Below are 24,564 nucleotides of genomic sequence, written 5' to 3' on the forward strand. Positions count from 1 at the left end.
CCCGTATGGTGTGGTCATGACGCCAGCGACTGCAGGTCACGGGGCTCTTCGCACGCACATCTTCGGACCGGAGGATGCCCGCTCACACGTTCTCGCCCTGCACGGGCTCACCGGCCACGGTGGCCGATGGTCCGGGCTGGCAGCCGAGTACCTGCCCGACGTCCGAGTCGTCGCACCGGATCTGCTCGGTCACGGGGCCAGCCCGTGGGAGCCTCCGTGGGGCATCGCCGACCACGTCGCCGCGGTGTCGGACGTGATCGACTCCCACATCCGTCCCGAGGACCTGCCGGTGGTGGTCCTCGCCCATTCGTACGGCGCTGCGGTGGCCCTCGCGCTGGCGGAGGCGCGGCCCGCTGCGGTGACGGGCCTGGTCCTGCTCGATCCCGCGCAGGGTCTGGATCCCGAGTTCGCCCGTGCCGTCTCCGAGGCCTCGCTCGCCCACTGGACCTACCCCGACGCCGCGGCGGCCGAATCGGCGAAGCGCGCCGAGGGCTGGGGGCAGGTATCGCAGGACGTTCTCGACGAGGAGATCGCCGAGCACCTGATGCCGACCACCGACGGCCGGGTCGCATGGCGGGTCAGTGCGCCGGCCACCGCGACCGCCTGGAGCGAGATGACGCGGCCGTTCGCACTGCCGCCGGCGGGCGTCCCGACGCACGTAGTCGTCGCCGATCGGGTCGATCCGCCTTTCGTGCGCCCGGCCTTCCTCGAGGCGTGCGCCCGCGAGCGCGCCGACACTGTGCGGGTCCATCACGTCGACACGGAGCACATGGTCCCCTACCTGGCCCCGGAGACGTCAGCGAACCTGGTCCTCGACCTCACGCGCTCGATCGCAGACGAGGACACGGGAGCTCGGACATGAAGGAGACGACATGGCGCCCGTGACCGAAGTGCAGGTGGAGTACGTGCGAGCGCTGATCGCCGCCATTCCCTCCGGCCGAGTCAGCACCTACGGCGACCTGGCGGGGCTGGCCGGGCTGACGAGTCCGCGCATCGTCGGCTGGATCATGCGCACGGACGCGGCCGATCTGCCGTGGCATCGAGTGGTTCCGGTGAGCGGCCGACCGGCGGCCGCACTGCGCACCCGCCAGCTCGCCCGGTTACGGGACGAGTGTGTTCCGATCGCCGACGACCGCGTCGTGATGAACCAGGCGCGCGTCGATCCCAGCGCCTTGGACGCCCCCGGCGATCACACCTAGACCATCAAGCGGACCACGTCCACGACCCGCAGCAGTCCCGGCAGCGCGCCGGCCGTCGAGCGCGGATGCAGTGCGTGCACCGCGAGTCGGAACATGGTGGCGCGCAGCATCATCTGCGGCCACTCCGGATGGTCCGACCACCGCTCGACGAGTTCTTCCTCGGCGCCGCCCCACGCGAGCGCGTCGACGACGATCACCGCGGACGCCCACGATGAGGGTCGCCAGTACGGGACGATGTCGGTGATGGCCGGTGCCGCGGCCCCGGCGAACAGCACGGTGCCGAAGAGGTCGCCGTGCACCAGTTGCGATGGCAGGTCCACCGGTCGGCGCAGGCTCGCGAGTGTCTTCACTTCGGCGATGCTCCGCTGACCGTCCTCGCTGGTCGGCTCGGACATGCCCGCTCCGCGCGCCGAACGCAGCGGCACGTCCTCCCAGGCCGCACGGTCGGCGGCGGTGAACACGTCGACGTCGTTGAACGGCGGTGCGGGAGGCTGCAGCAGGAAACGCGGGCGCTCGAGCTTCGCAGTGGCCTCGTGCAGGCGGTCCGCGACGGCGAGCACCTCGTCGTGCCGTGGCTCGGGGCTGCCCGCCACATAAGTGTCGGCACGCCAGCCGGACACCACGTAGCGCCCGTCCGTCGCTCGGATCGGACGGGCGATGCGCATTCCTTCGACGTACAGGTTCTCGCGAGCGGTCGCCGACCAGGCTGCGCGCGCGTGATCGGGAACCAGGCTCAGCACCACTTCACCGACACGCCAGCCGATGCCGTCCATGGCGATCGGCGGATGCGCGGTGAGGCCGAACGTGGTGAGGACCTGCGCGGGTGGCTCGACTGTGCTGGTCACGGAAGTAACGTTACCCAGGGCAGACCGCGATTCCCGGCAGCGACACCAGATAGCCGCGGTCCGGGTCGGCGGTCGACCGCTCCAGCGGTTTCAGTAGACCGGCATCTCCGGGTCGACCGTCGCGGCCCACGCCGCAATCCCGCCGCCGAGGTGGGTGGCGTCGGCGAAGCCCGCCTCGTGCAGCGCCGCGAGCGCCTCCGCGGAGCGGACCCCCGTCTTGCAGTACAGCACGATGGGCCGATCGTGCGGCAGGTCGCCGAGGGCACGGCCCGAGACGATCTCGCCGTGCGGGATTCCGATGGCCCCGGGTATCTCGTTGATCTCCCACTCCACCGGCTGCCGGACGTCGATCAGCTCAGGCGGGTCCGATCCGTCGAGAGCGGCGCGCAGTTCACGCGGCGTGCGTGTGGCTCCTTCCGCGGCGGCCGTCGCATCGTCGGACGTCAGGCCGCAGAACTCGGCGTAATCGATGAGCTCGGTTATCCGCGCGCCGGCCGGGTCCTTCTCCACGCGCAGCGTCCGGTACTCCATGGCGAGCGCATCGTAGGTCATCAGGCGCCCGAGGAGGGGCTGCCCGAGTCCGCAGATGAGCTTGACCGCTTCGGTCGCCATGATCGACCCCACTGACGCGCAGAGCACTCCGAGGACACCGCCCTCGGCGCACGACGGGACGGTCCCCGGCGGCGGCGCCTGCGGGTACAGGTCGCGGAGGTTGCATCCCCGACCGTCGGGGGCGCCCTCCCAGAACACCGACACCTGGCCGTCGAATCGGTAGATCGATCCCCACACGAGCGGCTTGTCCGTGAGGATCGCAGCGTCGTTGCAGAGATAGCGTGTCGCGAAGTTGTCGGTTCCGTCGACGATCAGGTCGTAGCGCGAGAAGAGCTCGACGGCGTTCGAGGCGTCGAGCCGGAATCGGTGCTGTTGAACCCGAACGTGCGGGTTCACACCCACGATCGAGTCCGCAGCGCTCTCTACCTTCGATCGATCGAGATCGCCCACGCCGTGGATCACCTGTCGCTGGAGATTCGACGCGTCCACCGTGTCCGCATCGACGACGCCGATCGTGCCGACACCCGCTGCGGCCAGGTAGAGCAGCACTGGCGAACCAAGCCCGCCTGCGCCGATCACCAGGACCCGTGCGTTCTTCAATCGACGCTGCCCCGGCGTTCCGACATCCGGGATGATCAGATGCCTGCTGTAGCGCGCGATCTCATCGCGTGTGAGCTCGCGGCCGGGTTCGACGAGCGGCGGTAATGTCGATCGCGGAGCAGACGTCATCGGCAGGTCATCGCGACTGCCCGATCATCGCGGTGGGAACGGCCAGGCGTTCGGCTTGCACACGTACGAACGGTTGGCCTTCATCTGCTGGTCGAGCGCCATGATCTCGCTGTTCGCGGTACCGAACGTCTGCTGCATCATGATCGGCGCCAGTTCGCCGTTCTTCTCGCACGGGCGGTGCGCCTCGTACCCGATTCCGTGGCCCACTTCGTGGTTGATCAGGTACTGGCGGTACGTCAGATCGTCGCCTTCGAACGCCGTCGCTCCGCGCACCCAGCGCGCCTGGTTGAGCACCACGCGATTGTCGGGCGGGTAATAGCACGAGGCCTGCAGCTTGATCTGGTAACCGCACAGTTCACGAGCGGTGTTGGCCGACGACATCGAGATCCGCAGATCCGGATTCCCCGATGCGACGCGCCGGAACGACACCTTTCCGTCGCCGATCCAGCTGCGCTTGTTGGCGAGCGTCGCGTCGACGAGCTTCGCGAACGCCGCGTCACCGCTGTACTGGACGGGATCGATGCCGCGCTCCACCTCGACGGTGTAGGTGTACACGTGGTTCGACGTGCCGAGTTTGGGTCCGGTTCCGCGGATCGTCCGGTAGACCTCTTCGCCCTGCTGGGTGAACTCTCCGCCCTCGGGAAGCGCGCCTGCGGGAAGCGCGTCCTCCGGGATGTCGCCGGTCGGCGCACCGATGGGGGTGGTCTCTTCGCTGACGTTGGTGTTCCGCGTGCTCTCCGACGACGCGGCGGCCGCGTCGTCGTCGCTCGAGCCGCCACCACGGACACTCGCGATGAGCAGTGCGACAGTGATCAGCACGAGGATCGGGATGACGTAGGCGCGCCATCCGTACGCGCGCACGAATCTGCTTATCGTGCTGCGTGATCCGGCTGTGCCGGTCGTGGTCGCATCGTCCGAGATCGGGTCCCAGCGAGCGCGCAGCGGCTGGTCGGGCCGCGGGCGTCGGGGACGTTGGCCCCCAGGCTCAGGTGTTCCGGTCACGCCACAACTTTCTCACACGCACCCATGAACCCCTTGCATCTCCCCTTCGGAGCGCCGATCACAGGTCGATTTCACTCTCGGACTGCTGTCCGAAGTGCTTCCACCCTCCGAGTATCCTCGGTTTATGCCGACAGCCAACTCAGCAGTCCCCGATGCTGCACCGCCGGCGGCCGCGGGCCGTGCTCCGACGCGTCTCCCGCGCAGCGCGCGCCGACGCCAACTCCTGGATGCGGCGAGCGAGATCTTCGTCGAACGCGGATATCACTCAGCCGGCATGGATGAGATCGCCATCCATGCGGGAGTCAGCAAGCCTGTCCTGTACCAGCACTTCCCGTCGAAGCTCGACCTCTACATCGCCGTCGTGGATTCGCATGCGGAGAAGCTGGTCGCCGACCTCAACCAGGCTCTGACCACGACCACCGACAACCGTCGCCGTGTGGAGGCTGCGGTCGCGTCGTTCTTCGACTTCATCGACGAGGACAACTCGGGCTACCGGCTCATCTTCGCTTCCGACGCCATGGACCCGGCGGTCATCAGGCGAGTGGAGGGGGCAAGCGACGCCTGCGTGGATGCCGTGTACGGACTCGTCATGCAGGATTCGGGCCTGGACCCGTACCGGTCGCGCATGCTGGCTGCCGGTCTCGTCGGCGCGAGCCAGGTGAACGCCCGCTACTGGCTGGAGGCCAATCGGCCCATCGACAAATCTGCAGCGGTCGAGACGACCGTCCGACTCCTGTGGAGCGGACTGTCGGGCGTGCCGAAGCAGGACCTGCCGAAGGACTGATTCACGCCCGGGACATCAAGCGCCGAAACCGACGCGCCTCGCCTCGTTTGTCCCGACCTCGACGTAGGAGATCTTCGCGGCGGGAACCAGGACCTGCGCCCCCTTCTCGTCCTCGAGAGTGAGGATCTCGTCAGTTCCGGCGAGTGCCGCCGACACTTTCTTGTTCACGTCCTTGCTGCTCGCGGCCGTGATCACCGAGAGTTCGCGGGGATTGTGGTCGATGCCGATCTTCACCTCAACGCTCATGGCGACCGACTCTACCCGCCGGAGCTCTCCGGGCCCGTCAGGCCGGACGGATCACGGCAGTCCGGCCTGACGGCAGTCCGGTGAGGGCAGGCCGGTCACGATAATCCGAGGTCGGCCATGCGCTGCCCGTGGCGCTCGGCCATCCGGTCGAAGAACGTCGACGCCGATGCCAGGCCGCCGTCCCCGGTGAACAGCAGATCCATCACCTCGTCGTCTTCGGCGAGCACCCACTGCATGTGCGAGATCGCCTCGCCGAGGAGTCTCCGCCCCCATAGTGCGAGCGACGAGCGCAGTGCCGGGTCGTCGGCGATCGCCGCGCGCACCCGCTGGACGGCGAACTCCGAGGACCCGGTGCTCTCCATCACCGACGCGATCACCGGCTGCGACTCGACGGGCAGCTGCTCGACGAGCTCGGCGTGGAAGTCGGCTGCGAGGCCATCGCCGATGTGCATCTTGACCAGCGCCTCGCACCAGGTCTGCGGCATGGTGACCCGGTGGTACTCGTCGAATACGGCGGCATGCGCGGTGATCGCCGTCTCCGCGTCCCCGCCTGCCTTCTCGAGCTCGGCTGCCAGTTCCTCGAAGTGGGCCAGCTCGGCGGCGATGAGACGTGCGATGGCGATCCGGTCCGGTGCCGACTGTGCCATGGCAGATTCGTCGATGAGGCGATAGCACGCGGCGAACTCGCCCGCGAGAAGTACTTCGTAGAGCTTGTTGAGCGCACGCGAACTGTTCGACATGGGACACAGAATATGCAAGCGGTACACTCTGGACCAGACGTGGGGAGAATCCGGCCGCCGAGGAGTGGCCGATCCGGACCGCGTCCACCTTTGAGCGCGCACCGCTGATGCCACGCCGAGGGTCTTGCACAGCCAAGAACCCCGTGAGCCGATGTGTGCGTGCACCGCACACGAGAGGCAAATAACCGCACATGACTGACCTGAATTCCGCAGATCTGAGTTCCACCGGTGATCCGGCTCCGGCCGACGACTCCATTCACACCACCGTCGTCGACGAGGCCCACGAGGCCCCGACGTTCGCCGAACTCGGGGTCGACGACGCGCTCGTAGCGGCCCTCACCGCTGACGGCAAGACCCGCACTTTCGCGATCCAGGAGCTCACCCTGCCGCTGGCGCTCGGCGGGAGCGACCTGATCGGCCAGGCCCGTACCGGCATGGGCAAGACCTACGGCTTCGGCATCCCGTTGATGCATCGCCTGATCAACGCCGAGAAGTCGGGGCTGCGCGGTCTCGACAACACTCCGCGGGCGCTGATCATCGTCCCGACCCGTGAACTCTGCGTCCAGGTGACCGAGGATCTCGACGTCGCAGCCAAGGGCGTCGATGTCACGCTCACCGACGGCACCGAGCGCCCGCTCAAGATCACCTCGATCTACGGCGGCCGGCCGTACGAACAGCAGATCTCCGAGCTGCAGTCCGGCGTCGACATCGTCGTCGGCACGCCGGGCCGCCTTCTCGACCTGGCGCAGCAGGGCCACCTGGTGCTCGGCAAGGTCGGTGTCCTGGTGCTCGACGAGGCCGACGAGATGCTCGACCTGGGCTTCCTGCCCGATATCGAGCGCATCATGGGTGCGCTGCCGACCGACCGCCAGACGATGTTGTTCTCGGCCACCATGCCGGGGCCGATCGTCACGCTCGCACGCACGTTCCTGAACCGTCCGACGCACATCCGCGCCGAGCAGGCCAACGATTCGGCCGTCCACGAGCGCACCACCCAGTACGTGTATCGTGCCCACGCGCTCGACAAGGCCGAACTGGTAGCACGCATCCTGCAGGCCGACGGACGCGGCGCGACCATGATCTTCACCCGCACGAAGCGCACCGCGCAGAAGGTCGCCGACGATCTCGCCGAACGGGGTTTCAAGGTCGGCGCCGTCCACGGCGACCTCGGTCAGGTGGCTCGCGAGAAATCGCTCGGCAAGTTCCGCGACGGCACGGTCGACGTCCTCGTCGCCACCGATGTGGCTGCCCGCGGCATCGACATCGACGATGTCACCCACGTCGTCAACTACCAGTGCCCGGAGGACGACAAGACGTACGTCCACCGCATCGGCCGCACCGGGCGTGCGGGCCGCACCGGCATCGCGATCACGCTCGTCGACTGGGACGAGCTCCACCGCTGGGAGCTGATCGACAAGGCGCTCGGCCTCGGCATGGCCGCTCCGGTCGAGACCTACTCGACCTCCGATCACCTGCTCGAGGAGCTCAGCATCCCGAAGTCCGCGGACGGCCGCGTCGAGGGCGCGCGTCAGACGTCGGAGCAGCGCCGTGAGGCACGCGCCGATCGTCCGGCTCCGCGCAAGCGCAACCGTCGCCGCACGCGCGGCGGTGAGTCCGGGCCGAAGGGCGAACGACGCGACACCCCGACTGCCGACTCCGCACCCACCGGTGAGGCGGCCGGTCGCCCGAGGCGCCGCCGTCGTCGTTCGGGCGCGAAGCCCGCAGGCGGCTCGTCGGCGTCCACCGACTGATCGCCCGTACTCTCACGAGTATGGGAGTTCGGATCGCTCCGGAGCGTCGTACCCGCGTCGACCTGATCGTGACCACGTTGATCGTGGTCGCGATCGTCGCCGCGGGTGCGCTCGTCTGGGCGACCAGCAGCGCCCGGCAGTCCGCCCTCACGACCGCTGACGCACCGCTCCAGGTGCCGCGGGCAGCCGAGCACACACCACGCGAACTGCGAGAGGCGTGGTCGCACGCGTCATCGGTGACGCGGACGCCGCAGCTCGCCGGGACCACAGTGGTCACCGCCGATGGCGGCACCGTGACCGCCCGCAATCCCGCGAACGGCGAGCAGGTGTGGCGGTATCACCGCGACGTTCCGCTGTGCGACGCACTGGCCGCATGGCCCGGAGGCGACGACCTCGTGCTGGCCGCGTACCGGAACAGCCGCGGGTGCAGCGCCGTCACCGCACTGAACGGCGCCGACGGTTCGCGCGTCAACTCCCGGTCGTCGGATGCCGACGAGCAGGTGAAGCTCTCCTACGACGGCGACTACGTGCTGTCGGCCGGCCCGACCCGGCTCGAGACGTGGGGCACCAACCTGGTTCGCGGAATCGAGTACGGACGAGTCTCCGCACCGGTCAACCCCGAGAACACGCCGGGACGGTCGAACTGCCGTCTGTACTCCGCGCTGCCCGGCGAGAACCGGGTAGCCGTGGTGGAGCGCTGCGACGGCGACTACGGATACCGTCTGACGATCCTGGGGTCGGCTCTCGATTCGGACGAGAAGATCATCCAGTGGGGCACGACCATGCTCACCACGACATCGCACGGTCCCGCCCCCGAACTGATCGCGGGCAGCGGGCAGTCGTTCACCGTGTATGACGGCGGACTCGACGAGACCGGCGAGGTCGGCCCGCCTCCCGGACCGCGGGTGCGGACGTTCTCCACCCAGGCCGAGGTCACCTCGCAGCGGCCGGTCCGCGGTCTGCCTGAGGCGCCGGAGAGCAGCGTCCCGGTCATCGGCTCCGGAGTGGTGAGCTTCTGGACGGGAACCGGCACGGTTGTACTCGACGCGATGACCGGCGCGCCGCTCTATCAGACGAAAGACGCGATCGGACCGGGTGCCGTCATGGCAGGCGAACTACTGCTCCCGATTCCCGGCGGGATCAGCGTGCGGCGGTTGTCCGACGGTCGCGAGATCCGATCGATCCCCGTCGACCGTCATGGTTACGACGCAGACGGCGGGCACGCCGTCTCGCTTCGGGTGTTCGGCGAGTACGTCATCGAGCAGCGCGGTGACCGGATCGTCGCCCTGGAGTCGCCCTGACGCCCGGAACCGGTGTGCGCAGCGTCAGACGCTCAGCTCGTAGGTCCCCAGTTCCGCGCCGTTCCAGTAGGTGCGGAGGTTGTCGGCCAACTCCCGGTACGCGGTGGCGCCCTTGTTCTTGCGTCCGCGCATGACCGATGCACCCGACGCCGACGCCTCGGCGAACCGGACGGTGCGCGGGATCGGCGGATTGATCACCGGCAGGTCGTAGCGATCGGACACATCGGAGAGCACGTCCCGGCTATGCGTGGTGCGCGCGTCGAAGAGGGTGGCGACCGTACCGAGCATCTTCAGGTTCTGGTTGGTGATCTGCTGCACTTCGGTGACGGTGCGCAGCAACTGTCCGACGCCACGGTGCGCCAGCGTCTCGCACTGCAACGGCACGATCACCTCGTCGGCCGCGGTGAGCCCGTTGAGAGTGAGCACTCCGAGGGAGGGCGGGCAGTCGATGAGGACGACGTCGTAGTCCTGCTCGACCTCGGCGAGCGCGCGTTTGAGCGCGTACTCGCGTCCCGGGCGCATCAGCAGCAGTGCTTCGGCGCCCGCGAGATCGATCGTGGCGGGCAGCAGGGTCACGTTGTCGTCGGTGTCGAGGAGGACGTCCGCGATCTCCTCGGCGCCGATCAGCACATCGTGTACCGATTTGGTGAGCTGATCGGGGTCGTGACCGAGCGAGAAAGTCAGGCAGCCCTGGGGGTCCAGATCCACTACCAGGACGGATACATCGTTATCCGCGAGTGCGGCGCCGACCGACGCCGTGGTGGTGGTCTTCGCCACGCCACCTTTCTGATTGGCGATTGCAAGGGTGCGCGTCATGCGCACCACCATACGATGATCGCGTTACATCCGAGTGACCGAGTGTCTCTCAACACACTGAGCCGGCACTGCTGGGGCCGCACCTGAGTCTGCCTCGAGTAGTGGCCCGAGTCAGCGCGCATCCGGGGGCAGCGAATCGGCGTTCAGCCAACTCAGCGAGGCGGGCGCGAAGAGGAGCGCCAGCACAGCGAGGGCGGCGATGCCGACGGGCGCTCCCAGGAGCGGGAGCCCACTGGCGGTCAGGAGCGCGTAGGCGACGGGCAGTAGCAGGATCTGGGCCATCATCCCGATGGCACGACCCCAGCGCCGACCTCGCGTGAGGGCGACGCCACCTGCGAGAACGGCGACGCCGATGACGGCGAACCACACTGCCGACCCGTATCCGCTGATGGCGGCCTCGTGGTGACCGGCAGCCTCCCGCACCACGTAGATGATGGCGACGATCAACCCGATCACGCCTTCGACGGCGATGATCCGGCCCGCCCAGCGGAGCGTCGACGGCACGTCGGGTGCACGCCGCACGGATTCAGAACTGCTCACGCGTCCAGAGTAGGTCGGCCCCGTCGGCGTCCGTCGACCGACCCGCAGTGCGGACCTTGCTGCGACTCGCGCTGTGCGGAGCCGTTCTCCCGATTCGTCGTATGCCGGCCCGCCCGATAACGTAAGGCCTCGTGCGCGTCATGCTGATCACGAATCCGTTCGCGACCTTCACCACCGCTGAGGGCCGCGATGCGCTCGCCAACACGCTCGATTCCCGCTTCGCGGTCGACGTCGAGCACACCACCCATCGCGGGCACGCCGGTGAACTCGGCACTAGGGCGGTCAACGAAGGCTACGACGCCGTCGTCGTCCACGGCGGTGACGGATCGGTCAACGAAGTCGCCAACGGAATGCTGGGTGCACCTGACTCCCCCGCTCCCGACCCGGCGACCCTGCCGGCCCTCGGCGTCGTCCCGGGTGGCAGTGCGAACGTGTTCGCCCGCGCCCTGGGGATCAGCCGGGACCCGCTGACCGCCACGGCACAGCTCATGGAACTGCTCGATGCGGGAGCCCGCCGTTCCATCAGCCTCGGCCACGCGCTGAATCGCTGGTTCCTGTTCACCGCGGGCATGGGCACCGACGCGATCGTGGTCCGCCGGATGGAGGAGCTGCGCCACGCCGGCCGCCGCGCGACCGCCGGCCTCTACCTGCGCGTCACCCTCGGAGCGTTCTTCCGGCCGCAGGTGACCCCGCCGACCTTCACCGTCGACGTCCCCGATCGCGAACCCGTCAACGGCGTCCGGTTCGGATTCGTCAGTAACACCGGCCCGTGGACGTACCTGGGCTCCCGACCGATCCGCACCAACCCCGGCACCGATTTCGACACCGGGCTGGGCGTGTTCGCGGCGACGTCGATGTCGGTCCCGCGGAATCTGAGACTCGGATCCAAGTTTATTCGCGGCGCCGACCCCACAGCGTCACATGTGTACCGCGACGACGACGTCGAGTGGGTTCGCTTCCACTCCGATGAGCCGGCCGACTTCCAGATGGACGGCGACTACCTGGGACGATTCACCGATATCGAGTTCGGCAACCGCCGTGGCGTCCTCGATGTGGTGGCACCTCCCGAGGCCGGTTAACACGTTAGTTACCGGCGGGTACGCATATGTTGACCTCGTTGCCAACCCCTTGTGACGTATCCAGCATTCGCCGCCGACCTATAGCCAAACGCCGCTGCACAGTAGTACAACAGTTAGTGACCGCAACGACCGGCCCCCAGTTCTGCGCTCCGCCCGGCTCAGATCCTCCACTGGCGATTTCCGTCGTTGCAGCCCACGAAGTCGAACCGACGTACATTCGCGTGCCCTGTGCACGATGAGACTTGTTTGAAGGAGTTTGAAATGGACTGGCGCCATAAGGCCATCTGCCGCGACGAGGATCCCGAACTGTTCTTCCCGGTGGGAACCAGCGGTCCCGCGATCGCCCAGGTCGCAGACGCCAAGATCGTCTGCCAGCGCTGCCCGGTGACCGCAGACTGCCTCGCATGGGCACTCGAGACCGGCCAGGACGCCGGCGTCTGGGGTGGCATGAGCGAGGACGAGCGTCGCGCGCTCAAGCGCCGCAACGCACGCACCCGTGCCCGCAGCGTCGTCTGACTCGGACTGCTGACCAGAAGTACCCCGTTCCCCTGGTGGAGCGGGGTACTTCTGCTTCTGCGGTGCTGCGCATCAGAACCGACCTGATCGGCGCAGTGCGACCCTCAGTGCAGCGGGATCTCCAGTTCGACCCGCGTACCGGGCCCACCGACGGCCGGTCCGATGTCGATACTGCCTCGCAGGTCGTTGGAGACCAGGGTGCGGACGATCTGAAGTCCCAGCCGATCGGATGCGGCGATGTCGAAGCCGTCGGGTAGCCCCTTGCCGTTGTCGGTGACGCGCACGGTGACCGACCGGACATCGCGGTGGCAGTCGATCACGATCATCGCGCCCCGCTGACCGGACGTGAACCCGTGCTCGATGGAGTTCTGGAGCACTTCGGTCAGCACCATCACCAACGGCATCGCCAGATCCGCGCTCAGCACCCCGAGACGGTTGTCCCGGCGGATCTCCACGCGTTCACCGCCGCCGTCGGGGATCGTCACGTCGACGAGGGAGGTGGCGACACGATCGACGATGGCATCGAGATCCACTTCCTCGTCCACGCTTCCGGACAGCATCTCGTGGACCAAAGCGATCGACGAGACCCGTCGGACGGCCTCGGACAGTGCCTGTCTGGTCTCTGCGTTGCCTGATCGGCGCGCCTGCAGACGCAGGAGGGCCGACACGCTCTGGAGGTTGTTCTTCACCCGGTGATGGATCTCCCGGATCGTGGCGTCCTTGCTTATGAGCGCGAGGTCGCGGCGTTTCACCTCGGTCACGTCACGGATCAGCAGCACCGCCCCCTGCGACCGCGCACGTGACCGGAGGGGCACCGCCCGGATCAGCACACTGGCACGTCGGGCGTCGAGTTCCATGCGCATCGCGATGAGCGGGCCCGGCAGCGCTGCGTCGTCCCGCCCTCCAGCCGCGTGCTCGATCATCGCAGCGGCATCGACCGACTCGAACGGGTCGGTCAGCAGTTCGGCCAACGTGTCGGCGATCACCACGCCGGACAGGTCGGTGTTCCAGCCCATGCGGTGCACCGCGGACAGCGCGTTGGGACTCGCGTAGACCACTCGGCCCTGCGGGTCCACGCGCACGAATCCGTCACCCGCGCGTGGGGTGGACAGGCCGAGCGTGTTCGCCTCGTCGAGTGGGAAGGTCCCCTCCACGACCATCTCGCACAAGGCCTGCGCCGCATCGCGGTAGGCGGCTTCCAGCGGGGAGGCCGGCCGGATATCCGAGGCGTCGGCCGCCCGTCCGAGTACCCCGATCACCTGGCCGTCGAACGTCACGGGCACCGCGATGCGATCGACGAGCAGGTTGCCGAAGCGGGTGGCGATACCCTCGCGCTCGATCCGTCCGCTGGCGAGCGCCTGCTCGATCACCGGATTCGCGCCCTGCGGACTGGCCGGCCGGTCAACCCGGTGCCCCACCTCGTCCTGCTGGAACACCGTGGACGCCGTGTTCGGCCGCGACTGGGCCACGTACACCAGGTTGCCGTCCTCGCCGCTGACGGCGAGCAGGTAGTCGGCGAACGACAGATCGGCCAGCAGCTGCCATTCGGCGACGAGTCGCTGCAGATGCGCCGCCGCCCCGTCCGACAGGGTGGTGTGCTCAGCGAGGAGGTCGGTGAGAGTCGCCACTGGGTGCGGCCGTCAGGCCTGGTAGGTGGCGATGGTGTGACCCGCCTGGATCACTTCGCCCACCGTCACCCGCACCTCGCCGATGGTGCCCGGGTCCTCCGCGACCACCGGAATCTCCATCTTCATCGACTCGAGGAGAACCAGGGTGTCGCCGACTGCGACCTGCTGGCCGGCCTCCACGGAGATCTCGAGGACGGTGGCGACGATTTCAGCGACGACGTCTTCAGGCATGAATCGATCGTAACCGAGCAGGCCGGGCGCCTGACCGCCTCGATCGCGATTAACACAGAGTGCCCGCAACGTGAAAGAATCATCGACGCACGTGACACGCACGCAGTAAAAGGAGGTCCGTCATGGGTAAGCGCGGACGTAAGAAGCGCAGCCGCAAGAAGAATGCTGCCAACCACGGCAAGCGTCCCAACGCCTGAGCACTCTCGCTCACGCGAACGCGGAAACGGCCCGATCCCCGTCGTCTACTGACGACATCGGATCGGGCCGTTGGCGTTGGAGTCTGCGCTGGAGAACCTAGCCGAGGTCGCGACGCACGCTCGTCTGCGTGATCGTCACCGATCGGCGGATCTCCACCCGCAGCCGCTCACGCAGACTCTCTGGTGCAGCGTCGCCACCGCACTTGCGGGATACGAGTTCCTTGAGCTGCCGTTGGACCCCGTAATGCTCCAAGCACGACGGGCAACCGTCGAGGTGACCCTGGAGCCGAGCGCGGGCACCGGTGTCGCACTCGTTGTCGAGGAGCAGCCAGATGTCGGCGATCACCGCGGTGCAGTCGAGCTGCTCGAACGGGTCGTCGGAGGAATCGGGGCGGACCGTCTCGTTGCTCATCGGACCACCTCTCCGGTCCGGCCGATGCCACGCTCGTGCGCGACGTCGGCGAGCAGGTCGCGCAGCTGGCGCCGGCCACGGTGCAGTCGGGACATCACGGTTCCGATCGGAGTGTCCATGATCTCGGCGATCTCCTTGTAGGGCAGACCTTCCACGTCCGCGTAGTACACGGCCATGCGGAAGTCTTCGGGCAGTTGCGCCAGTGCGTTCTTGATCTTCTCGTCCGGCATCGCGTCGAGGGCTTCGATCTCCGCCGAACGCAGACCGGTCGACGTGTGCTCGGCCGTCGCGGCGAGCTGCCAGTCGGTGATCTCATCCGTCGGGTACTGCGCAGGCTGGCGCTGCTTCTTGCGATACGAGTTGATGTACGTGTTGGTGAGGATGCGGTACATCCACGCCTTCAAGTTGGTGCCTGCCCGGAACGACGAGAACGCGGAGAAAGCCTTGACGTACGTCTCCTGCACGAGATCCTCGGCGTCCGCGGGGTTGCGCGTCATGCGCAGCGCACCGCCGTACAGCTGATCGAGCAATGGCAGCGCGTCGCGCTCGAACCGCTCACTGAGTTCCGCCGGAGTCTCCTGTTTCGCCGACTCTGGCTGGACCGATTCAGATTGGACGTGTGTGTCCGACACGGAGTCCCCTTCACTGGAAGCCTGATCGATCAAGTCTACGTCGCCGCCGTCGGGCCAGGCGATGAGGACTTTCGGCTCCAGTTCCGCAGCGTTCCGTGCGGACGAGCGGGTCGCGGTAGCGGTTCTCACGATTCCGCTCACCTCCTGAGTCTCACTGGTCGTTCTCGTCGTTCGTTCTATGACGATGGTGTCGGCATGTCCAACACCGTGCCGGGTCCAGATGTTCCGTGCCAGCATGATTCACATGTGCGGACGCTATGCAGTGACCACCGACCCGGCGCGGCTGGCAGCCGAGATCGATGCTCGGAACGAGGTCAGCGACCCCGACACCGCGGAGCGGCTCGCCGAGGGGAACTACAACGTCGCGCCCACCAGCACCGTGATGACCGTCGTGCAACGTCACGACCATGGACAACGAGACAGCGGACAACGAGACCGAAGCGGATCGCGCGACGACAGCGGATCACGCGACTCCTCAGCCGAGGCGGATGAGGCGACGCGCCGCGTCCGCGCCATGCGCTGGGGTCTGGTGCCGCCGTGGACCAAGGAACTGGGCAAGGGGCCGCTGCTGTTCAACGCGCGGGCCGAGACCGTCGGGTCCAAGCCCGCGTTCCGCAGCTCGTTGAAGGGCAAGCGCTGCCTGGTCCCGATGGACGGCTGGTACGAGTGGAAGCCGGGCCCGGAGGGAGCGAACGGCAAGCCGACGAAGGTCCCGTACTTCATGTCACCGGACGACGGCTCGCGGCTGTTCATGGCCGGCCTGTGGGCGGCGTGGCGGCCGACGGCGGCCCGCGAGGCGGGCGACGATTCGGCGTGGGTGTCGAGCACCACCATCATCACCACCGATGCGGTCGGTTCGCTGACCGACATCCATCACCGGATGCCGCTGATCATGCCGCACGAGAACTGGGACGCCTGGCTCGATCCGGATGCGCCGCCCGACCCGGCTCTGCTCGCGCCGCCCGCCGCCGAACTCGTCGAACGTATCGGGATCCGTGAGGTCGCCCCGCTGGTCAACCGGGTGACCAACAACGGACCGGAGCTACTCGAGCCGGTCTAGCGGGCCGGCCTCATGCGAACTCGTAGTCCTCGAGCGGGAACGTGCTCATCTCCTTGAGGCTCGGGAGCGTCGCCTGCGGTCGCAGCAGGGTCGCCTCGCCGTGCTGATTGAAGTAGTAGCTGCGTGAGCTCGCGCAGTCGCCCGCGTAGAAGACGGAGTCCCCGAGCCGCTCGGTGACCCGGGCGAGGAACTTCTCGTTGGCATCCTCAGTGACCTCGAATCGGTCGGTGCGGCGCCGGCGCATCTCCCCGAAGAGCCGGGCGATGTGCTTCATCTGACCTTCGATGGTCGTGAAGTACGAGAGCCCGCTGTACGAGTACGGACTGTTGAGGGTGAGGAAGTTCGGGAACTTGGGGACGGTGATGCCCTCGTACGCCTGGAACCGACCTTCACGCCACCACTTTCCGAGGTCACGGCCATCACGCCCGACGATCTGGAAGGCCGGGAAGTTCACGTCCCACAGATTGAATCCGGTCGCGAGCACCAGGGTGTCGATCTCGACCTCCGTCCCGTCCTCGACGACTATCCCGCCGGGCTCCACGCGCACTATCGAGGAGGTCTGCAGGTCCACCTCCGGCCGGTTGAAGGTGCGGAAGTAGTGGTTGCTGAAGGTGGGGCGCTTGCAACCGAAGTCGTACGACGGCGTGAGCTGCTCGCGGGTCCGCTCGTCCCGCACCTGACTGCGCAGGTGCGCCTTCGACAGCAGTGCTGCGACCTGGTTTCCCGGCTTGGCCTGCCGGTAGTGCAGCACCCCGAACACCATCAGCATCTCGAGCAGCGAGGTGTTCACGACGCGTGCGGCCCGCTGTGTGAACGGGAGCGCGGCGAAGATCCGCCGCACCACGGGCGGGATCGGGAAGTCGACCTTCGGGACCACCCAGATCGGTGTCCGCTGAAACACCGTCAGGTGCTCAGCCGACTTCGCGATCTCCGGGATCAGCTGGACGGCGGTTGCGCCGGTACCGATGACGGCCACCCGATTGCCAGCGAAGTCGTACCCGTCCTGCCACGCGGTGGTGTGGATGATCTCGCCCGCGAAGGAATCGATTCCCGGGAAATCAGGGGTGTACGGCTGCGACAGGAACCCGGTCGCAGTGAGCAGGTAGTGCGCCGTACGACTGGTCCCATCCGCGAAGTGAACGGTCCAGAACTCACCCTCGTCATCCCACACTGCGCGCTCCACGACAATGCCGAACTCCATGTGGCGACGCAGGTCGTACTTGTCGGCCACGTGCTCCGCGTACCCCTTGAGTTCGACGCCCGGCGCGAACAGTCGCGACCAGTTCGGGTTCGGTTCGAACGAGTACGAGTAAGTGACCGATGCGATGTCGACGGCGAGGCCCGGGTAGTGGTTGACGTGCCACGTGCCGCCGAGATCGTCTTCGCGTTCGACGATCGCGATGTCGCGTACCCCCTGGCGCTTCAGTTCGATCGCGGCGCCCATCCCGCCGAAGCCGGCGCCTACGATCAGGGCTTCGTGGTCGAGGGTCGTGTTGCTCATCGGGACTCCCAGCAGATCAGTGTTACCTGACGTCACACGATAGCCGGGTGTGATCTGGGTTACCAGCCCCGGGAACCCCCGTTGACCGGTACGACAACTCACTGTAGTATAGAACGCATATTCGAACAGTTCATGAATCGGGGAGGATCCCATGAACTCCAGCGCTCCAGCACCGGCTCGGGCACAGACCCAAGCACGAGCACAAGCACGGGTGAACAACGACGAGATCGTCATCCGCATCCCCTGCCCGGCGCCGGACGGCTCCACCGACAACTTGGCGGGCCTCATCGGCTTCGCCGCCCGCGCGGACGGTTACCAGGGCCTGGTCCTGTGGTTGCAGTACCAGGCGATGCACACAGTCCTGCAGGCGAAGCTCGACGCGATTCCGAGCGGAAGGGAGCGCGACGCTTGCACCTCGATCTTCGACCCCGTCTGCCAGACGGCTGCGTCGTACGCGGTGGTCGCCGGTGTTCGGCAGTTCACCGCAGAGCGCTTCGTCGACCGGTCCATCTCGTGCATGGCGCGCGTGCCGGCGATCGGCCTCCTGCTGCGAGACGGGGTGCTGTCGCCGTACCAGTTCCACGGCGCACTTGTACAGGTCGCGCTGGTCGACGACGGTCCTGTCCTGGAGGAGATCGACGTCGAGGCCGCGAGACGGCTCCGCGCAGGTGGTGCACTCTCCCTGAGCCGGGTCACGTCGATCGTCTCCGCCGTCGTGGCGAAGCTCGATCCCGACGGCGCCAAGCGCACCCGGGACGCCGCGAAGACAGGGAAGCGCGTCGTCGCAAATCCCGTCGACTCAGAGCTCACCGAACTGATCGTGACCGCCGATTCCGCCGATGTCGCGCTCTCGATGAAGGTGCTCGACACCCTGATCTCCGGCGTGTGCGCGCACGACCCGCGCAGCAAGCAGGTACGTCGAGCGGACGCGGCGATGAACCGCATCAACGGCACGCCGTTCGAGTGCCGGTGCGGGCGCGACGACTGCACCTCCGAGCTCACCGACGCCGATGCCGCCGCCCGAGCGGCGAGCATCGTCCTGCACGTGGTGGTCCGCCGCGAGAGTCTCACCGGCGATTCCGACGACCCCGGTTTTCTCGACGGGCACGGTCCCGTGTCAGCCGCGCAGCTGCGGGAGATGGCGACCCGTCCGGACGCAATCGTCCGCGACCTCGACCTGGACGAACTGATCGATCGCACCGCACAGGATGCCGATCCCCATCGACCGACCACGACCTGCGACGTCGCGGTTCGCGGTCTCTTCGGTCAGTGCTCGTGGCCCGGTTGCGACCGGCCCGCCTTCGAATCCGATCTGGATCACGTCTGCGAGTTCAATCACGAGAGCCCCGAGGCCGGCGGGCCGACGTGCTTCTGCAATCTGGCGCCGAAGTGCCGCTTTCATCACAACGTCAAAACGCACGCCGAGGGATGGCTGGACGATCAGATCGTCGACGCCAACGGTGACATCTGGACCGAGGTCACCACACCCGAGGGATACACGGTTCGTTCGAAGGCTCTGAACTCCTGGCTGCTGCCCGAACTGGGACACATCAGCTGCCGACACGGGCCGGCCATCGCCCCGGGCGAGCCGACCTGCGGCACCGAACCGCAGCGCCCGATCACCCGACTCCAGGCGAAGCATCGGTACCGGATGGCGATGCGCGCCGCCAACCGACGGGCGCGCGAGGCCCAGTACGAGGAGGACGGCGAACCACCGTTCTGAGATCGCCCTGTTCTGAGATCGCCCTGTTCTGAGATCGCCCTGTTCTGAGATGCCGCTCAACGACGCACTGCGTACCGCAGCTGTACGTTCCCGGAGTCGTCGAATGTGCGGGACTCCAGGAGCCGGAGGTCAGCAGCACCGGTGAACGCAGACACCCCCGTGCCGAGAACCGTGGGACTGACCATCAGGTGCAACTCGTCGACGAGCCCCTCTGCGAGAAGCGCGTTCCACAGCACGTGACTACCGAAGATCACGATGGCACCATCGCCGCGCTCGCGTTCGATCGCCAACCAACCGGCGACGTCGGCGCGACCGATCGTCGTGGTCGAATCGTGCCAGGGATTGCCGGCGGGGATCGACCCGCGGTCGGTCACGACGACCTTCGGAAGACTGTTGTACCGGCGGCTCATCGCCCGGTTGACCGCATCGAATGCGCGGGCCTCCGGAGCGTTCACGTCATCGGGTTCGGGCGCATCGGCGACGAACGGCCAGTGCGCGCTGAACCCGTCGAACGACTCCCTGCCCAGCAGGATCAGATCCGCGGACTCGGCCGACTCGAGGTTGGCGCGATCGAACGCTCCGTCCATGTTCAAGGCGAGCGGGTTTCCGCTCTCGTCGGCGTATCGGCCGTCGAGCGAGACGATGTTGTTGACGATGACCTGACGCACGATGCGCTCCCCCGTGTCGGGCGGGATACCTGGTCCCGCCGGTTATCTGATACCTCGGTTACGGATGCAGGATGAACTTGCCACGCGGATGATTCCCGTCGAGCGCCTCGAAGGCGTCGGCGGCGTCGGCGAACGCGAAAGACCCCGCGATGTCGACCGAGATCTCACCATCGGCGAGCGCGGTCAGCAACGGCTCGGCGGCCGCGGAGCGGTTCTTCTTGCTCTGCTCGCTCGACCCGTTGAGGAGCACGATGCCGTCGTCGGCACGGCCGAACGCGGCGATGCTCACGATGCGCGCGGGCTCCACGAACTCCAAGGATGCGTCGATGGCCTCGTCGGAGCCCGCCGTATCGATGACGGCCGTCACCGGCGACGGTGCAGCCGAGCGGACTGCATCGACCAGGCCGTCTCCGTACGCGACCGGAACGGCACCGAGGTCGCGGACATGTTCGTGGTTTCCGGGTGAAGCGGTCGCGATCACTCTCGCCCCGCGCGAGATCGCGAGGACGATGGCGACCGACCCGACGGAACCCGAGCCGCCATGGATCAGCACCGTGTCGTCAGCGCCCAGACCAAGAGTGGCGACCGTGTCGAAGGCGGTGACGCCCGCGAGCAGCAGGCCCGCCGCCGCATCGAAAGGAGCGCCGGACGGCTTGGTGTGCACGTTCTTCGTGTCGGCTGAAACGAACTCGGCGAACGCGCCCGAAGCCGGATAGACGACCACCTCGTCGCCGGGCGCGAAACCGGAATCGTCGTCCGCACTGCGGATCACGCCTGCGGCCTCACCGCCCAGCGCGAGCGGCAGCGCCGAGGGATCCGAACCCATCGCACCCTGAACCTTCTTCACGTCGAACGGGTTCAGTCCGGCCGCTCTGACTTCGACCACGACCTGGCCCGGACCGGGGACCGGCTCCTCAACGTCGGCGATGGACAGGACTTCGCGAGGCGCACCGTAACCGGTGGCGACGATCTTCTGTGCCATGTCCGCCATCGTAGGCGCGCTCGCCCGATCGGGTCAGCCCTTGCCGGCCTTGAGGAGCGAGTAGGCGCCGACGACGACCAGTGCGAGCAGCCCGATCCAGAAGGCCGCCTTGACCAGAGGACCGATCATCGAGACCACGATGAGGATGGCGATGACGACTGCCACGATCTTCCAGATGGACATTCCGCCCGAATCGGTGCTGGTTGAGAATTCTGTCTGTGTGCTCATGCTTCAACAGTGGCACCGAGTTCGATGGAAAGCACCAGCGCAGAGGCGATCCCAGGGACAAGATCCGGGTTCTCCCCCATGCCGGGAATAGTCGGCCCCACCGCGCGCATTACACGGGGCATGGCCGTAAACAACATCCCGTCCGTTCACCTCAACAACGACGCAGCGATTCCCCAGCTCGGATTCGGCACCTTCCAGATTCCGCCCGCGGAGACCAAGGCCGCGGTGACCTCCGCCCTGAACGCGGGCATCCGGCACATCGACACCGCGCAGATGTACGGCAACGAGAAGGAGGTCGGCGAAGCGATCCGCGACTCCGGGATCGACCGTTCCGACATCTTCGTCACGAGCAAGCTGAACAACGACGTGCACGATCCGGCCGTGGTCGCCGATGCCCTCGCGCGCACCACCGAGCGGCTCGGACTCGGTCCCATCGACCTGTTCCTGATCCACTGGCCGCTCCCGGAGGTCGGCGACTTCGTGGAGACCTGGCGCGCCCTCGAAGCCGAGTACCGGGCAGGCAACGTCCGCACCATCGGCGTCTCGAACTTCAACGCCGACCACCTGGAACGACTCCTCGCCGACACGGACGTCGTTCCAGCGGTCAACCAGATCGAGGTGCACCCGTACTTCCAGCAAGACGAGCTGCGCGAGTTCAATGAGCGTCACGAGATCGCGACCGAGGCGTGGGCACCGCTCGCACAGGGCGCGGTGCTCGACGACCCGGTGCTCGCCGAGATCGCCGAGGAGGTGAATCGCAGTGTCGCGCAGGTGACGTTGCGGTGGCACATCCAACGCGGTGACGTCATCTTCCCGAAGTCGTCCACCCCGGAGCGCGCGGCCGAGAACAGTGAGATCTTCGACTTCGATCTGTCGCAGCCGCAGGTCGAGCGGATCGACGCTCTCGATAAGAATCATCGCTTCGGTCCCGACCCGGCGACGTTCAACTTCGTCCCGGAGTGAGCGGGCGCAGCTGATCACGCTCGCCGCATGACGAGCGCGGTGCGACGGCCTCGGCCCGCTGCGGCGAATAGCATGCAGTGCATGCGTTTCTCCCGCCGCGCCGAGGCCGTCACTCCGTTCTACGCGATGGAGTTCGGAAAGCACGCTGCCGAACTCGAAGCCGCAGGCCACCATGTGGTGAAGCTCAACATCGGCGAACCCGATTTCGGTGCGCCGCCGTCGTTCCTCGAAGCCGTGCGCGAGGTGAGCGACGGCAGGCCGCTGGCGTACACAGGGGGCCTCGGGCTTCCTGAGCTGCGGTCCGCGATCGCTCGGTTCAGCGGCGACCACTTCGACGCCCCGATAGGCGCGAACCGAGTGGTGGTGACCACCGGAGCCTCGGCTGCACTCCTCCTCTCGTGCGCCGCCCTGATCGACCCCGGCGACGAGGTGCTGGTCGGCGACCCGTCGTACCCGTGCAATCGCCGCTTCGCGGAGAGCTTCGGTGGCGACGTCCGCCTGCTGCCCACCGGTCCCGACAGCAGTTTCCAACTCGATGCCGAGACCGTCGAACGATCCTGGACCGACCGAACCCGGGGAGTCATGGTCGCGTCGCCGTCCAACCCGACGGGCACGTCTCTGGACTACGACGAACTGATCGCGCTCACCGGCGTCGCCGAGCGGCACGGCGGCTGGCGCATGGTCGACGAGATCTACCTCGGCCTCGCCGACGACGTGGACGGCCGACGTCCTCGGAGCATCGCAGCCGACGACCCGGGCGCCATCGTGATCAACAGCTTCTCCAAGTACTTCGGCATGACGGGATGGCGCCTGGGCTGGGCCGTGGTGCCCGAGGAGATGGTCCCGGTCGCCGAGCGCCTCGCCCAGAACTATTACATCTGTCCGCCGACCCCGGCGCAGATGGCCGCGCTGACCTGCTTCGAGCCCGAGACGATCGCGGTCGCCGAGGGACGCCGCACCGAACTTCGGGCGCGCCGCGAACTCGTGCTCGACAGACTCGCCCGCATCGGCCTCGATGTACCGGTTCCACCGGACGGGGCCTTCTACGTGTACGTCGATGTGAGTCGGACCGGCCGCACCGCAACGCAGTTCTGCGAGCGAGCCCTCTCCGAGGCGCACGTGGCGCTCACGCCGGGCAAGGACTTCGGTGACGTCGGCGCCGAACAGTACGTGCGGCTGTCGTACGCCGCGTCGCAGGACGATCTCGCCCTCGGCATCGAGCGCCTCGGCAGGTTCGTCGCCGGTCTCGAGTAGGCAGCTGGGGTGACAGCCTCAACTCACGTCGAGTCGGTCCGCCAACCGCTCGACGAACGCGCCCTGCGCCGGGTTCAGCTTCACCACCGCATCCGCCGGATCGAACCACTCGCCCCGGTCCACCTCCGGGAACTCCTGCATGCGATGCGATCTCGGCGGCCACATCATCTCGAAGGTGTTGCTCACGATCGTCGCGGGGTCCAGATCCCCCTCCACCGCGAACCCGTGCACCCGTTTCCCACTGCGCAGGTGCACCTCGCCGAGATCAAGGGCCGGTCGATCGGGAGCCGCGTGCCCGGTCTCCTCGGCGAACTCCCTTCGCGCAGCCGCGAACTCGTCCTCGTCCGCCTCGACGAGGCCCTTCGGGATCGACCAGGCGCCGTCGTCCTTGCGCGCCCAGAACGGTCCTCCCGGGTGCACGAGCAGAACCTCCACGCCGCCCGCAGCGACGAGCCGGTACAACAGGATCCCCGCGCTGCGCTCCGCCATGTCGCTCCTCGTCGTCCTGGGTTCACCTCGATGCGGTCAACGTTCTCACAGCCGCCTTTTCCCGATACCGTGGACGCATGGAGATCCTGACGAGCCGCACCCTGCTGACCTCCCACGATCCCGACCGGCTCACGGCGTTCTACCGGGACACCCTCCAGCTGGCCGTCGCACGCGAGTACCCGGCGGGCGTCGTGTTCCACGCCGGGGCCGGACTCCTGGAGGTCCCCGCCCACCTGGCGCCGGCGGCAGGCTCGGTCGGCGCCGAACCGCGGGACGTCCTATGGCTTCAGGTCCGCGACGTCGCGGCGGCCCGGGACGAGCTGGCCGCCCTCGACGTGCCCATCCACGCCGAGCCCGAGACCAAGCCGTGGGGCCTCGTCGAGATGACGATCCACGACCCCGACGGCCGAGGCGTCATTCTGGTCGAGATCCCCGCTGACCACCCGTTGCGGCGCGATCACCGGCGATGACGGCCGGCGCCGACTCCATGCGGTCC

Annotated in this window: 29 protein-coding genes; 13 read left to right on the forward strand and 16 right to left on the reverse strand. The window is 67.4% G+C overall.

Annotation, left to right across the window (positions count from 1 at the left end; translation table 11 throughout):
- Positions 1 to 16: 16 nt before the first annotated feature.
- Together FO044_RS11315 and FO044_RS11320 are read left to right on the forward strand one after the other, a co-directional pair.
- The gene (locus tag FO044_RS11315; protein ID WP_143965673.1) at positions 17 to 862 is read left to right on the forward strand and encodes an alpha/beta hydrolase; all 846 of its coding nucleotides are present in this window, start codon (positions 17 to 19) and stop codon (positions 860 to 862) included.
- Positions 863 to 872: 10 nt separating this feature from the next.
- Positions 873 to 1,199, forward strand: coding sequence for an MGMT family protein (locus tag FO044_RS11320; protein ID WP_143965674.1), 327 nt, complete (start codon positions 873 to 875; stop codon positions 1,197 to 1,199).
- Here FO044_RS11320 and FO044_RS11325 read toward each other — a convergent pair.
- The 3 genes from FO044_RS11325 to FO044_RS11335 all read right to left on the reverse strand — a co-directional run bounded on the left by FO044_RS11325 (position 1,196) and on the right by FO044_RS11335 (position 4,327).
- Positions 1,196 to 2,044 carry a TIGR02569 family protein gene (locus FO044_RS11325; RefSeq protein ID WP_143965675.1) on the reverse strand — a complete coding sequence of 283 codons (849 nt, stop codon included), beginning with the start codon at positions 2,042 to 2,044 and terminating at the stop codon, positions 1,196 to 1,198. The two genes, FO044_RS11320 and FO044_RS11325, sit on opposite strands and share 4 nt — an antisense overlap.
- A gap of 90 nt (positions 2,045 to 2,134) precedes the next feature.
- On the reverse strand, positions 2,135 to 3,325 hold the full coding sequence (moeZ, locus tag FO044_RS11330; RefSeq protein ID WP_143965676.1) for an adenylyltransferase/sulfurtransferase MoeZ: 1,191 nt from the start codon (positions 3,323 to 3,325) through the stop codon (positions 2,135 to 2,137).
- Positions 3,326 to 3,349: 24 nt separating this feature from the next.
- A complete protein-coding gene (locus FO044_RS11335; RefSeq protein ID WP_143965677.1) occupies positions 3,350 to 4,327 on the reverse strand; it encodes a DUF3152 domain-containing protein in 978 nt (325 codons plus the stop codon).
- A 124-nt stretch (positions 4,328 to 4,451) separates the two neighbouring features.
- Here FO044_RS11335 and fasR point away from each other — a divergent pair, with 124 nt between their 5' ends.
- A complete protein-coding gene (fasR, locus tag FO044_RS11340) occupies positions 4,452 to 5,111 on the forward strand; it encodes an HTH-type transcriptional activator FasR (protein WP_143965678.1) in 660 nt (219 codons plus the stop codon).
- 15 nt (positions 5,112 to 5,126) lie between these two features.
- Here fasR and FO044_RS11345 read toward each other — a convergent pair whose 3' ends face one another.
- Together FO044_RS11345 and FO044_RS11350 are read right to left on the reverse strand one after the other, a co-directional pair.
- Entirely contained in the window at positions 5,127 to 5,357 is a 231-nt protein-coding gene (locus FO044_RS11345) for a DUF3107 domain-containing protein (protein ID WP_132991973.1), read from the reverse strand.
- Positions 5,358 to 5,452: 95 nt separating this feature from the next.
- Positions 5,453 to 6,097: a ferritin-like fold-containing protein gene (locus FO044_RS11350; RefSeq protein ID WP_132991974.1), complete on the reverse strand. Its 645-nt coding sequence runs from the start codon at positions 6,095 to 6,097 to the stop codon at positions 5,453 to 5,455.
- A 191-nt stretch (positions 6,098 to 6,288) separates the two neighbouring features.
- On the opposite strand from FO044_RS11350, the gene FO044_RS11355 reads away from it, so the two are divergent.
- Positions 6,289 to 7,848 (forward strand): DEAD/DEAH box helicase, encoded by a 1,560-nt coding sequence (locus tag FO044_RS11355; RefSeq protein ID WP_143965679.1) that lies wholly within the window; start codon positions 6,289 to 6,291, stop codon positions 7,846 to 7,848.
- Between the two features lie 20 nt (positions 7,849 to 7,868).
- On the forward strand, positions 7,869 to 9,149 hold the full coding sequence (locus FO044_RS11360; protein ID WP_143965680.1) for an Rv3212 family protein: 1,281 nt from the start codon (positions 7,869 to 7,871) through the stop codon (positions 9,147 to 9,149).
- A gap of 24 nt (positions 9,150 to 9,173) precedes the next feature.
- On the opposite strand, the gene FO044_RS11365 is transcribed toward FO044_RS11360, so the two are convergent.
- Positions 9,174 to 9,965 (reverse strand): ParA family protein, encoded by a 792-nt coding sequence (locus tag FO044_RS11365; RefSeq protein ID WP_143965681.1) that lies wholly within the window; start codon positions 9,963 to 9,965, stop codon positions 9,174 to 9,176.
- Between the two features lie 111 nt (positions 9,966 to 10,076).
- Positions 10,077 to 10,505, reverse strand: a complete 429-nt coding sequence (locus tag FO044_RS11370) for a hypothetical protein (protein WP_143965682.1) — start codon at positions 10,503 to 10,505, stop codon at positions 10,077 to 10,079.
- Between the two features lie 131 nt (positions 10,506 to 10,636).
- Here FO044_RS11370 and FO044_RS11375 point away from each other — a divergent pair, with 131 nt between their 5' ends.
- Positions 10,637 to 11,584, forward strand: coding sequence for a diacylglycerol/lipid kinase family protein (locus FO044_RS11375; RefSeq protein ID WP_186290539.1), 948 nt, complete (start codon positions 10,637 to 10,639; stop codon positions 11,582 to 11,584).
- Positions 11,585 to 11,845: 261 nt separating this feature from the next.
- Positions 11,846 to 12,100 carry a WhiB family transcriptional regulator gene (locus FO044_RS11380; RefSeq protein ID WP_132991979.1) on the forward strand — a complete coding sequence of 85 codons (255 nt, stop codon included), beginning with the start codon at positions 11,846 to 11,848 and terminating at the stop codon, positions 12,098 to 12,100.
- Between the two features lie 104 nt (positions 12,101 to 12,204).
- Here FO044_RS11380 and FO044_RS11385 read toward each other — a convergent pair whose 3' ends face one another.
- Together FO044_RS11385 and FO044_RS11390 are read right to left on the reverse strand one after the other, a co-directional pair.
- Complete coding sequence (locus tag FO044_RS11385) at positions 12,205 to 13,728, reverse strand: sensor histidine kinase (protein WP_143965684.1); 1,524 nt, start codon at positions 13,726 to 13,728, stop codon at positions 12,205 to 12,207.
- 12 nt (positions 13,729 to 13,740) lie between these two features.
- On the reverse strand, positions 13,741 to 13,959 hold the full coding sequence (locus tag FO044_RS11390; RefSeq protein WP_132991981.1) for a biotin/lipoyl-binding carrier protein: 219 nt from the start codon (positions 13,957 to 13,959) through the stop codon (positions 13,741 to 13,743).
- 122 nt (positions 13,960 to 14,081) lie between these two features.
- On the opposite strand from FO044_RS11390, the gene FO044_RS15265 reads away from it, so the two are divergent.
- On the forward strand, positions 14,082 to 14,156 hold the full coding sequence (locus FO044_RS15265; protein ID WP_371865352.1) for a 50S ribosomal protein bL37: 75 nt from the start codon (positions 14,082 to 14,084) through the stop codon (positions 14,154 to 14,156).
- A 97-nt stretch (positions 14,157 to 14,253) separates the two neighbouring features.
- Here the strand turns inward: FO044_RS15265 and rsrA are convergent, their stop codons facing one another.
- On the reverse strand, positions 14,254 to 14,568 hold the full coding sequence (rsrA, locus tag FO044_RS11395) for a mycothiol system anti-sigma-R factor (protein ID WP_132991982.1): 315 nt from the start codon (positions 14,566 to 14,568) through the stop codon (positions 14,254 to 14,256).
- Positions 14,565 to 15,263, reverse strand: coding sequence for a sigma-70 family RNA polymerase sigma factor (locus FO044_RS11400; RefSeq protein ID WP_425323591.1), 699 nt, complete (start codon positions 15,261 to 15,263; stop codon positions 14,565 to 14,567). Before FO044_RS11400 ends, rsrA begins: the two co-directional genes overlap by 4 nt.
- A gap of 181 nt (positions 15,264 to 15,444) precedes the next feature.
- Between FO044_RS11400 and FO044_RS11405 the strand changes: the two genes are divergently transcribed.
- On the forward strand, positions 15,445 to 16,260 hold the full coding sequence (locus tag FO044_RS11405; RefSeq protein ID WP_143965685.1) for an SOS response-associated peptidase: 816 nt from the start codon (positions 15,445 to 15,447) through the stop codon (positions 16,258 to 16,260).
- Between the two features lie 10 nt (positions 16,261 to 16,270).
- Here FO044_RS11405 and FO044_RS11410 read toward each other — a convergent pair whose 3' ends face one another.
- On the reverse strand, positions 16,271 to 17,761 hold the full coding sequence (locus tag FO044_RS11410) for a flavin-containing monooxygenase (RefSeq protein WP_143965686.1): 1,491 nt from the start codon (positions 17,759 to 17,761) through the stop codon (positions 16,271 to 16,273).
- 211 nt (positions 17,762 to 17,972) lie between these two features.
- On the opposite strand from FO044_RS11410, the gene FO044_RS11415 reads away from it, so the two are divergent.
- On the forward strand, positions 17,973 to 19,484 hold the full coding sequence (locus FO044_RS11415; protein WP_244945754.1) for an HNH endonuclease signature motif containing protein: 1,512 nt from the start codon (positions 17,973 to 17,975) through the stop codon (positions 19,482 to 19,484).
- A 56-nt stretch (positions 19,485 to 19,540) separates the two neighbouring features.
- Here the strand turns inward: FO044_RS11415 and FO044_RS11420 are convergent, their stop codons facing one another.
- Genes FO044_RS11420 through FO044_RS11430 form a run of 3 tightly spaced genes read right to left on the reverse strand, consistent with a single transcriptional unit; the run spans position 19,541 to position 21,362 of the window.
- On the reverse strand, positions 19,541 to 20,152 hold the full coding sequence (locus FO044_RS11420; RefSeq protein WP_186290540.1) for a dihydrofolate reductase family protein: 612 nt from the start codon (positions 20,150 to 20,152) through the stop codon (positions 19,541 to 19,543).
- Positions 20,153 to 20,210: 58 nt separating this feature from the next.
- Positions 20,211 to 21,134 carry an NADP-dependent oxidoreductase gene (locus FO044_RS11425; RefSeq protein ID WP_132991987.1) on the reverse strand — a complete coding sequence of 308 codons (924 nt, stop codon included), beginning with the start codon at positions 21,132 to 21,134 and terminating at the stop codon, positions 20,211 to 20,213.
- Positions 21,135 to 21,167: 33 nt separating this feature from the next.
- Complete coding sequence (locus tag FO044_RS11430) at positions 21,168 to 21,362, reverse strand: hypothetical protein (protein WP_132991988.1); 195 nt, start codon at positions 21,360 to 21,362, stop codon at positions 21,168 to 21,170.
- 120 nt (positions 21,363 to 21,482) lie between these two features.
- Here FO044_RS11430 and FO044_RS11435 point away from each other — a divergent pair, with 120 nt between their 5' ends.
- Positions 21,483 to 22,325, forward strand: coding sequence for an aldo/keto reductase (locus FO044_RS11435; RefSeq protein WP_132991989.1), 843 nt, complete (start codon positions 21,483 to 21,485; stop codon positions 22,323 to 22,325).
- Between the two features lie 81 nt (positions 22,326 to 22,406).
- On the forward strand, positions 22,407 to 23,579 hold the full coding sequence (locus FO044_RS11440; protein ID WP_132991990.1) for an aminotransferase class I/II-fold pyridoxal phosphate-dependent enzyme: 1,173 nt from the start codon (positions 22,407 to 22,409) through the stop codon (positions 23,577 to 23,579).
- Between the two features lie 18 nt (positions 23,580 to 23,597).
- On the opposite strand, the gene FO044_RS11445 is transcribed toward FO044_RS11440, so the two are convergent.
- Positions 23,598 to 24,068: an NUDIX hydrolase gene (locus tag FO044_RS11445; protein WP_132991991.1), complete on the reverse strand. Its 471-nt coding sequence runs from the start codon at positions 24,066 to 24,068 to the stop codon at positions 23,598 to 23,600.
- A 77-nt stretch (positions 24,069 to 24,145) separates the two neighbouring features.
- Between FO044_RS11445 and FO044_RS11450 the strand changes: the two genes are divergently transcribed.
- Positions 24,146 to 24,538 carry a VOC family protein gene (locus FO044_RS11450; protein WP_132991992.1) on the forward strand — a complete coding sequence of 131 codons (393 nt, stop codon included), beginning with the start codon at positions 24,146 to 24,148 and terminating at the stop codon, positions 24,536 to 24,538.
- Positions 24,539 to 24,564: the final 26 nt, after the last annotated feature.

Origin of the sequence: Gordonia zhaorongruii, from assembly GCF_007559005.1 — a bacterium.
GTDB lineage: Bacteria > Actinomycetota > Actinomycetes > Mycobacteriales > Mycobacteriaceae > Gordonia > Gordonia zhaorongruii.

Excerpts from the sequence above, each read along its gene's own strand:
- rsrA (WP_132991982.1), bottom strand. The coding sequence starts at position 14,568 with ATGAGCAACGAGACGGTCCGCCCCGATTCCTCCGACGACCCGTTCGAG.
- FO044_RS11380 (WP_132991979.1), top strand. The coding sequence starts at position 11,846 with ATGGACTGGCGCCATAAGGCCATCTGCCGCGACGAGGATCCCGAACTG.
- FO044_RS11405 (WP_143965685.1), top strand. The coding sequence starts at position 15,445 with ATGTGCGGACGCTATGCAGTGACCACCGACCCGGCGCGGCTGGCAGCC.
- FO044_RS11350 (WP_132991974.1), bottom strand. The coding sequence starts at position 6,097 with ATGTCGAACAGTTCGCGTGCGCTCAACAAGCTCTACGAAGTACTTCTC.
- FO044_RS11315 (WP_143965673.1), top strand. The coding sequence starts at position 17 with ATGACGCCAGCGACTGCAGGTCACGGGGCTCTTCGCACGCACATCTTC.
- moeZ (WP_143965676.1), bottom strand. The coding sequence starts at position 3,325 with ATGACGTCTGCTCCGCGATCGACATTACCGCCGCTCGTCGAACCCGGC.
- FO044_RS11320 (WP_143965674.1), top strand. The coding sequence starts at position 873 with ATGGCGCCCGTGACCGAAGTGCAGGTGGAGTACGTGCGAGCGCTGATC.
- FO044_RS11360 (WP_143965680.1), top strand. The coding sequence starts at position 7,869 with ATGGGAGTTCGGATCGCTCCGGAGCGTCGTACCCGCGTCGACCTGATC.
- FO044_RS11435 (WP_132991989.1), top strand. The coding sequence starts at position 21,483 with ATGGCCGTAAACAACATCCCGTCCGTTCACCTCAACAACGACGCAGCG.
- FO044_RS11450 (WP_132991992.1), top strand. The coding sequence starts at position 24,146 with ATGGAGATCCTGACGAGCCGCACCCTGCTGACCTCCCACGATCCCGAC.
- fasR (WP_143965678.1), top strand. The coding sequence starts at position 4,452 with ATGCCGACAGCCAACTCAGCAGTCCCCGATGCTGCACCGCCGGCGGCC.
- FO044_RS11355 (WP_143965679.1), top strand. The coding sequence starts at position 6,289 with ATGACTGACCTGAATTCCGCAGATCTGAGTTCCACCGGTGATCCGGCT.
- FO044_RS11440 (WP_132991990.1), top strand. The coding sequence starts at position 22,407 with ATGCGTTTCTCCCGCCGCGCCGAGGCCGTCACTCCGTTCTACGCGATG.
- FO044_RS11390 (WP_132991981.1), bottom strand. The coding sequence starts at position 13,959 with ATGCCTGAAGACGTCGTCGCTGAAATCGTCGCCACCGTCCTCGAGATC.
- FO044_RS11345 (WP_132991973.1), bottom strand. The coding sequence starts at position 5,357 with ATGAGCGTTGAGGTGAAGATCGGCATCGACCACAATCCCCGCGAACTC.
- FO044_RS11445 (WP_132991991.1), bottom strand. The coding sequence starts at position 24,068 with ATGGCGGAGCGCAGCGCGGGGATCCTGTTGTACCGGCTCGTCGCTGCG.
- FO044_RS11410 (WP_143965686.1), bottom strand. The coding sequence starts at position 17,761 with ATGAGCAACACGACCCTCGACCACGAAGCCCTGATCGTAGGCGCCGGC.
- FO044_RS11430 (WP_132991988.1), bottom strand. The coding sequence starts at position 21,362 with ATGAGCACACAGACAGAATTCTCAACCAGCACCGATTCGGGCGGAATG.
- FO044_RS11365 (WP_143965681.1), bottom strand. The coding sequence starts at position 9,965 with ATGACGCGCACCCTTGCAATCGCCAATCAGAAAGGTGGCGTGGCGAAG.
- FO044_RS11425 (WP_132991987.1), bottom strand. The coding sequence starts at position 21,134 with ATGGCACAGAAGATCGTCGCCACCGGTTACGGTGCGCCTCGCGAAGTC.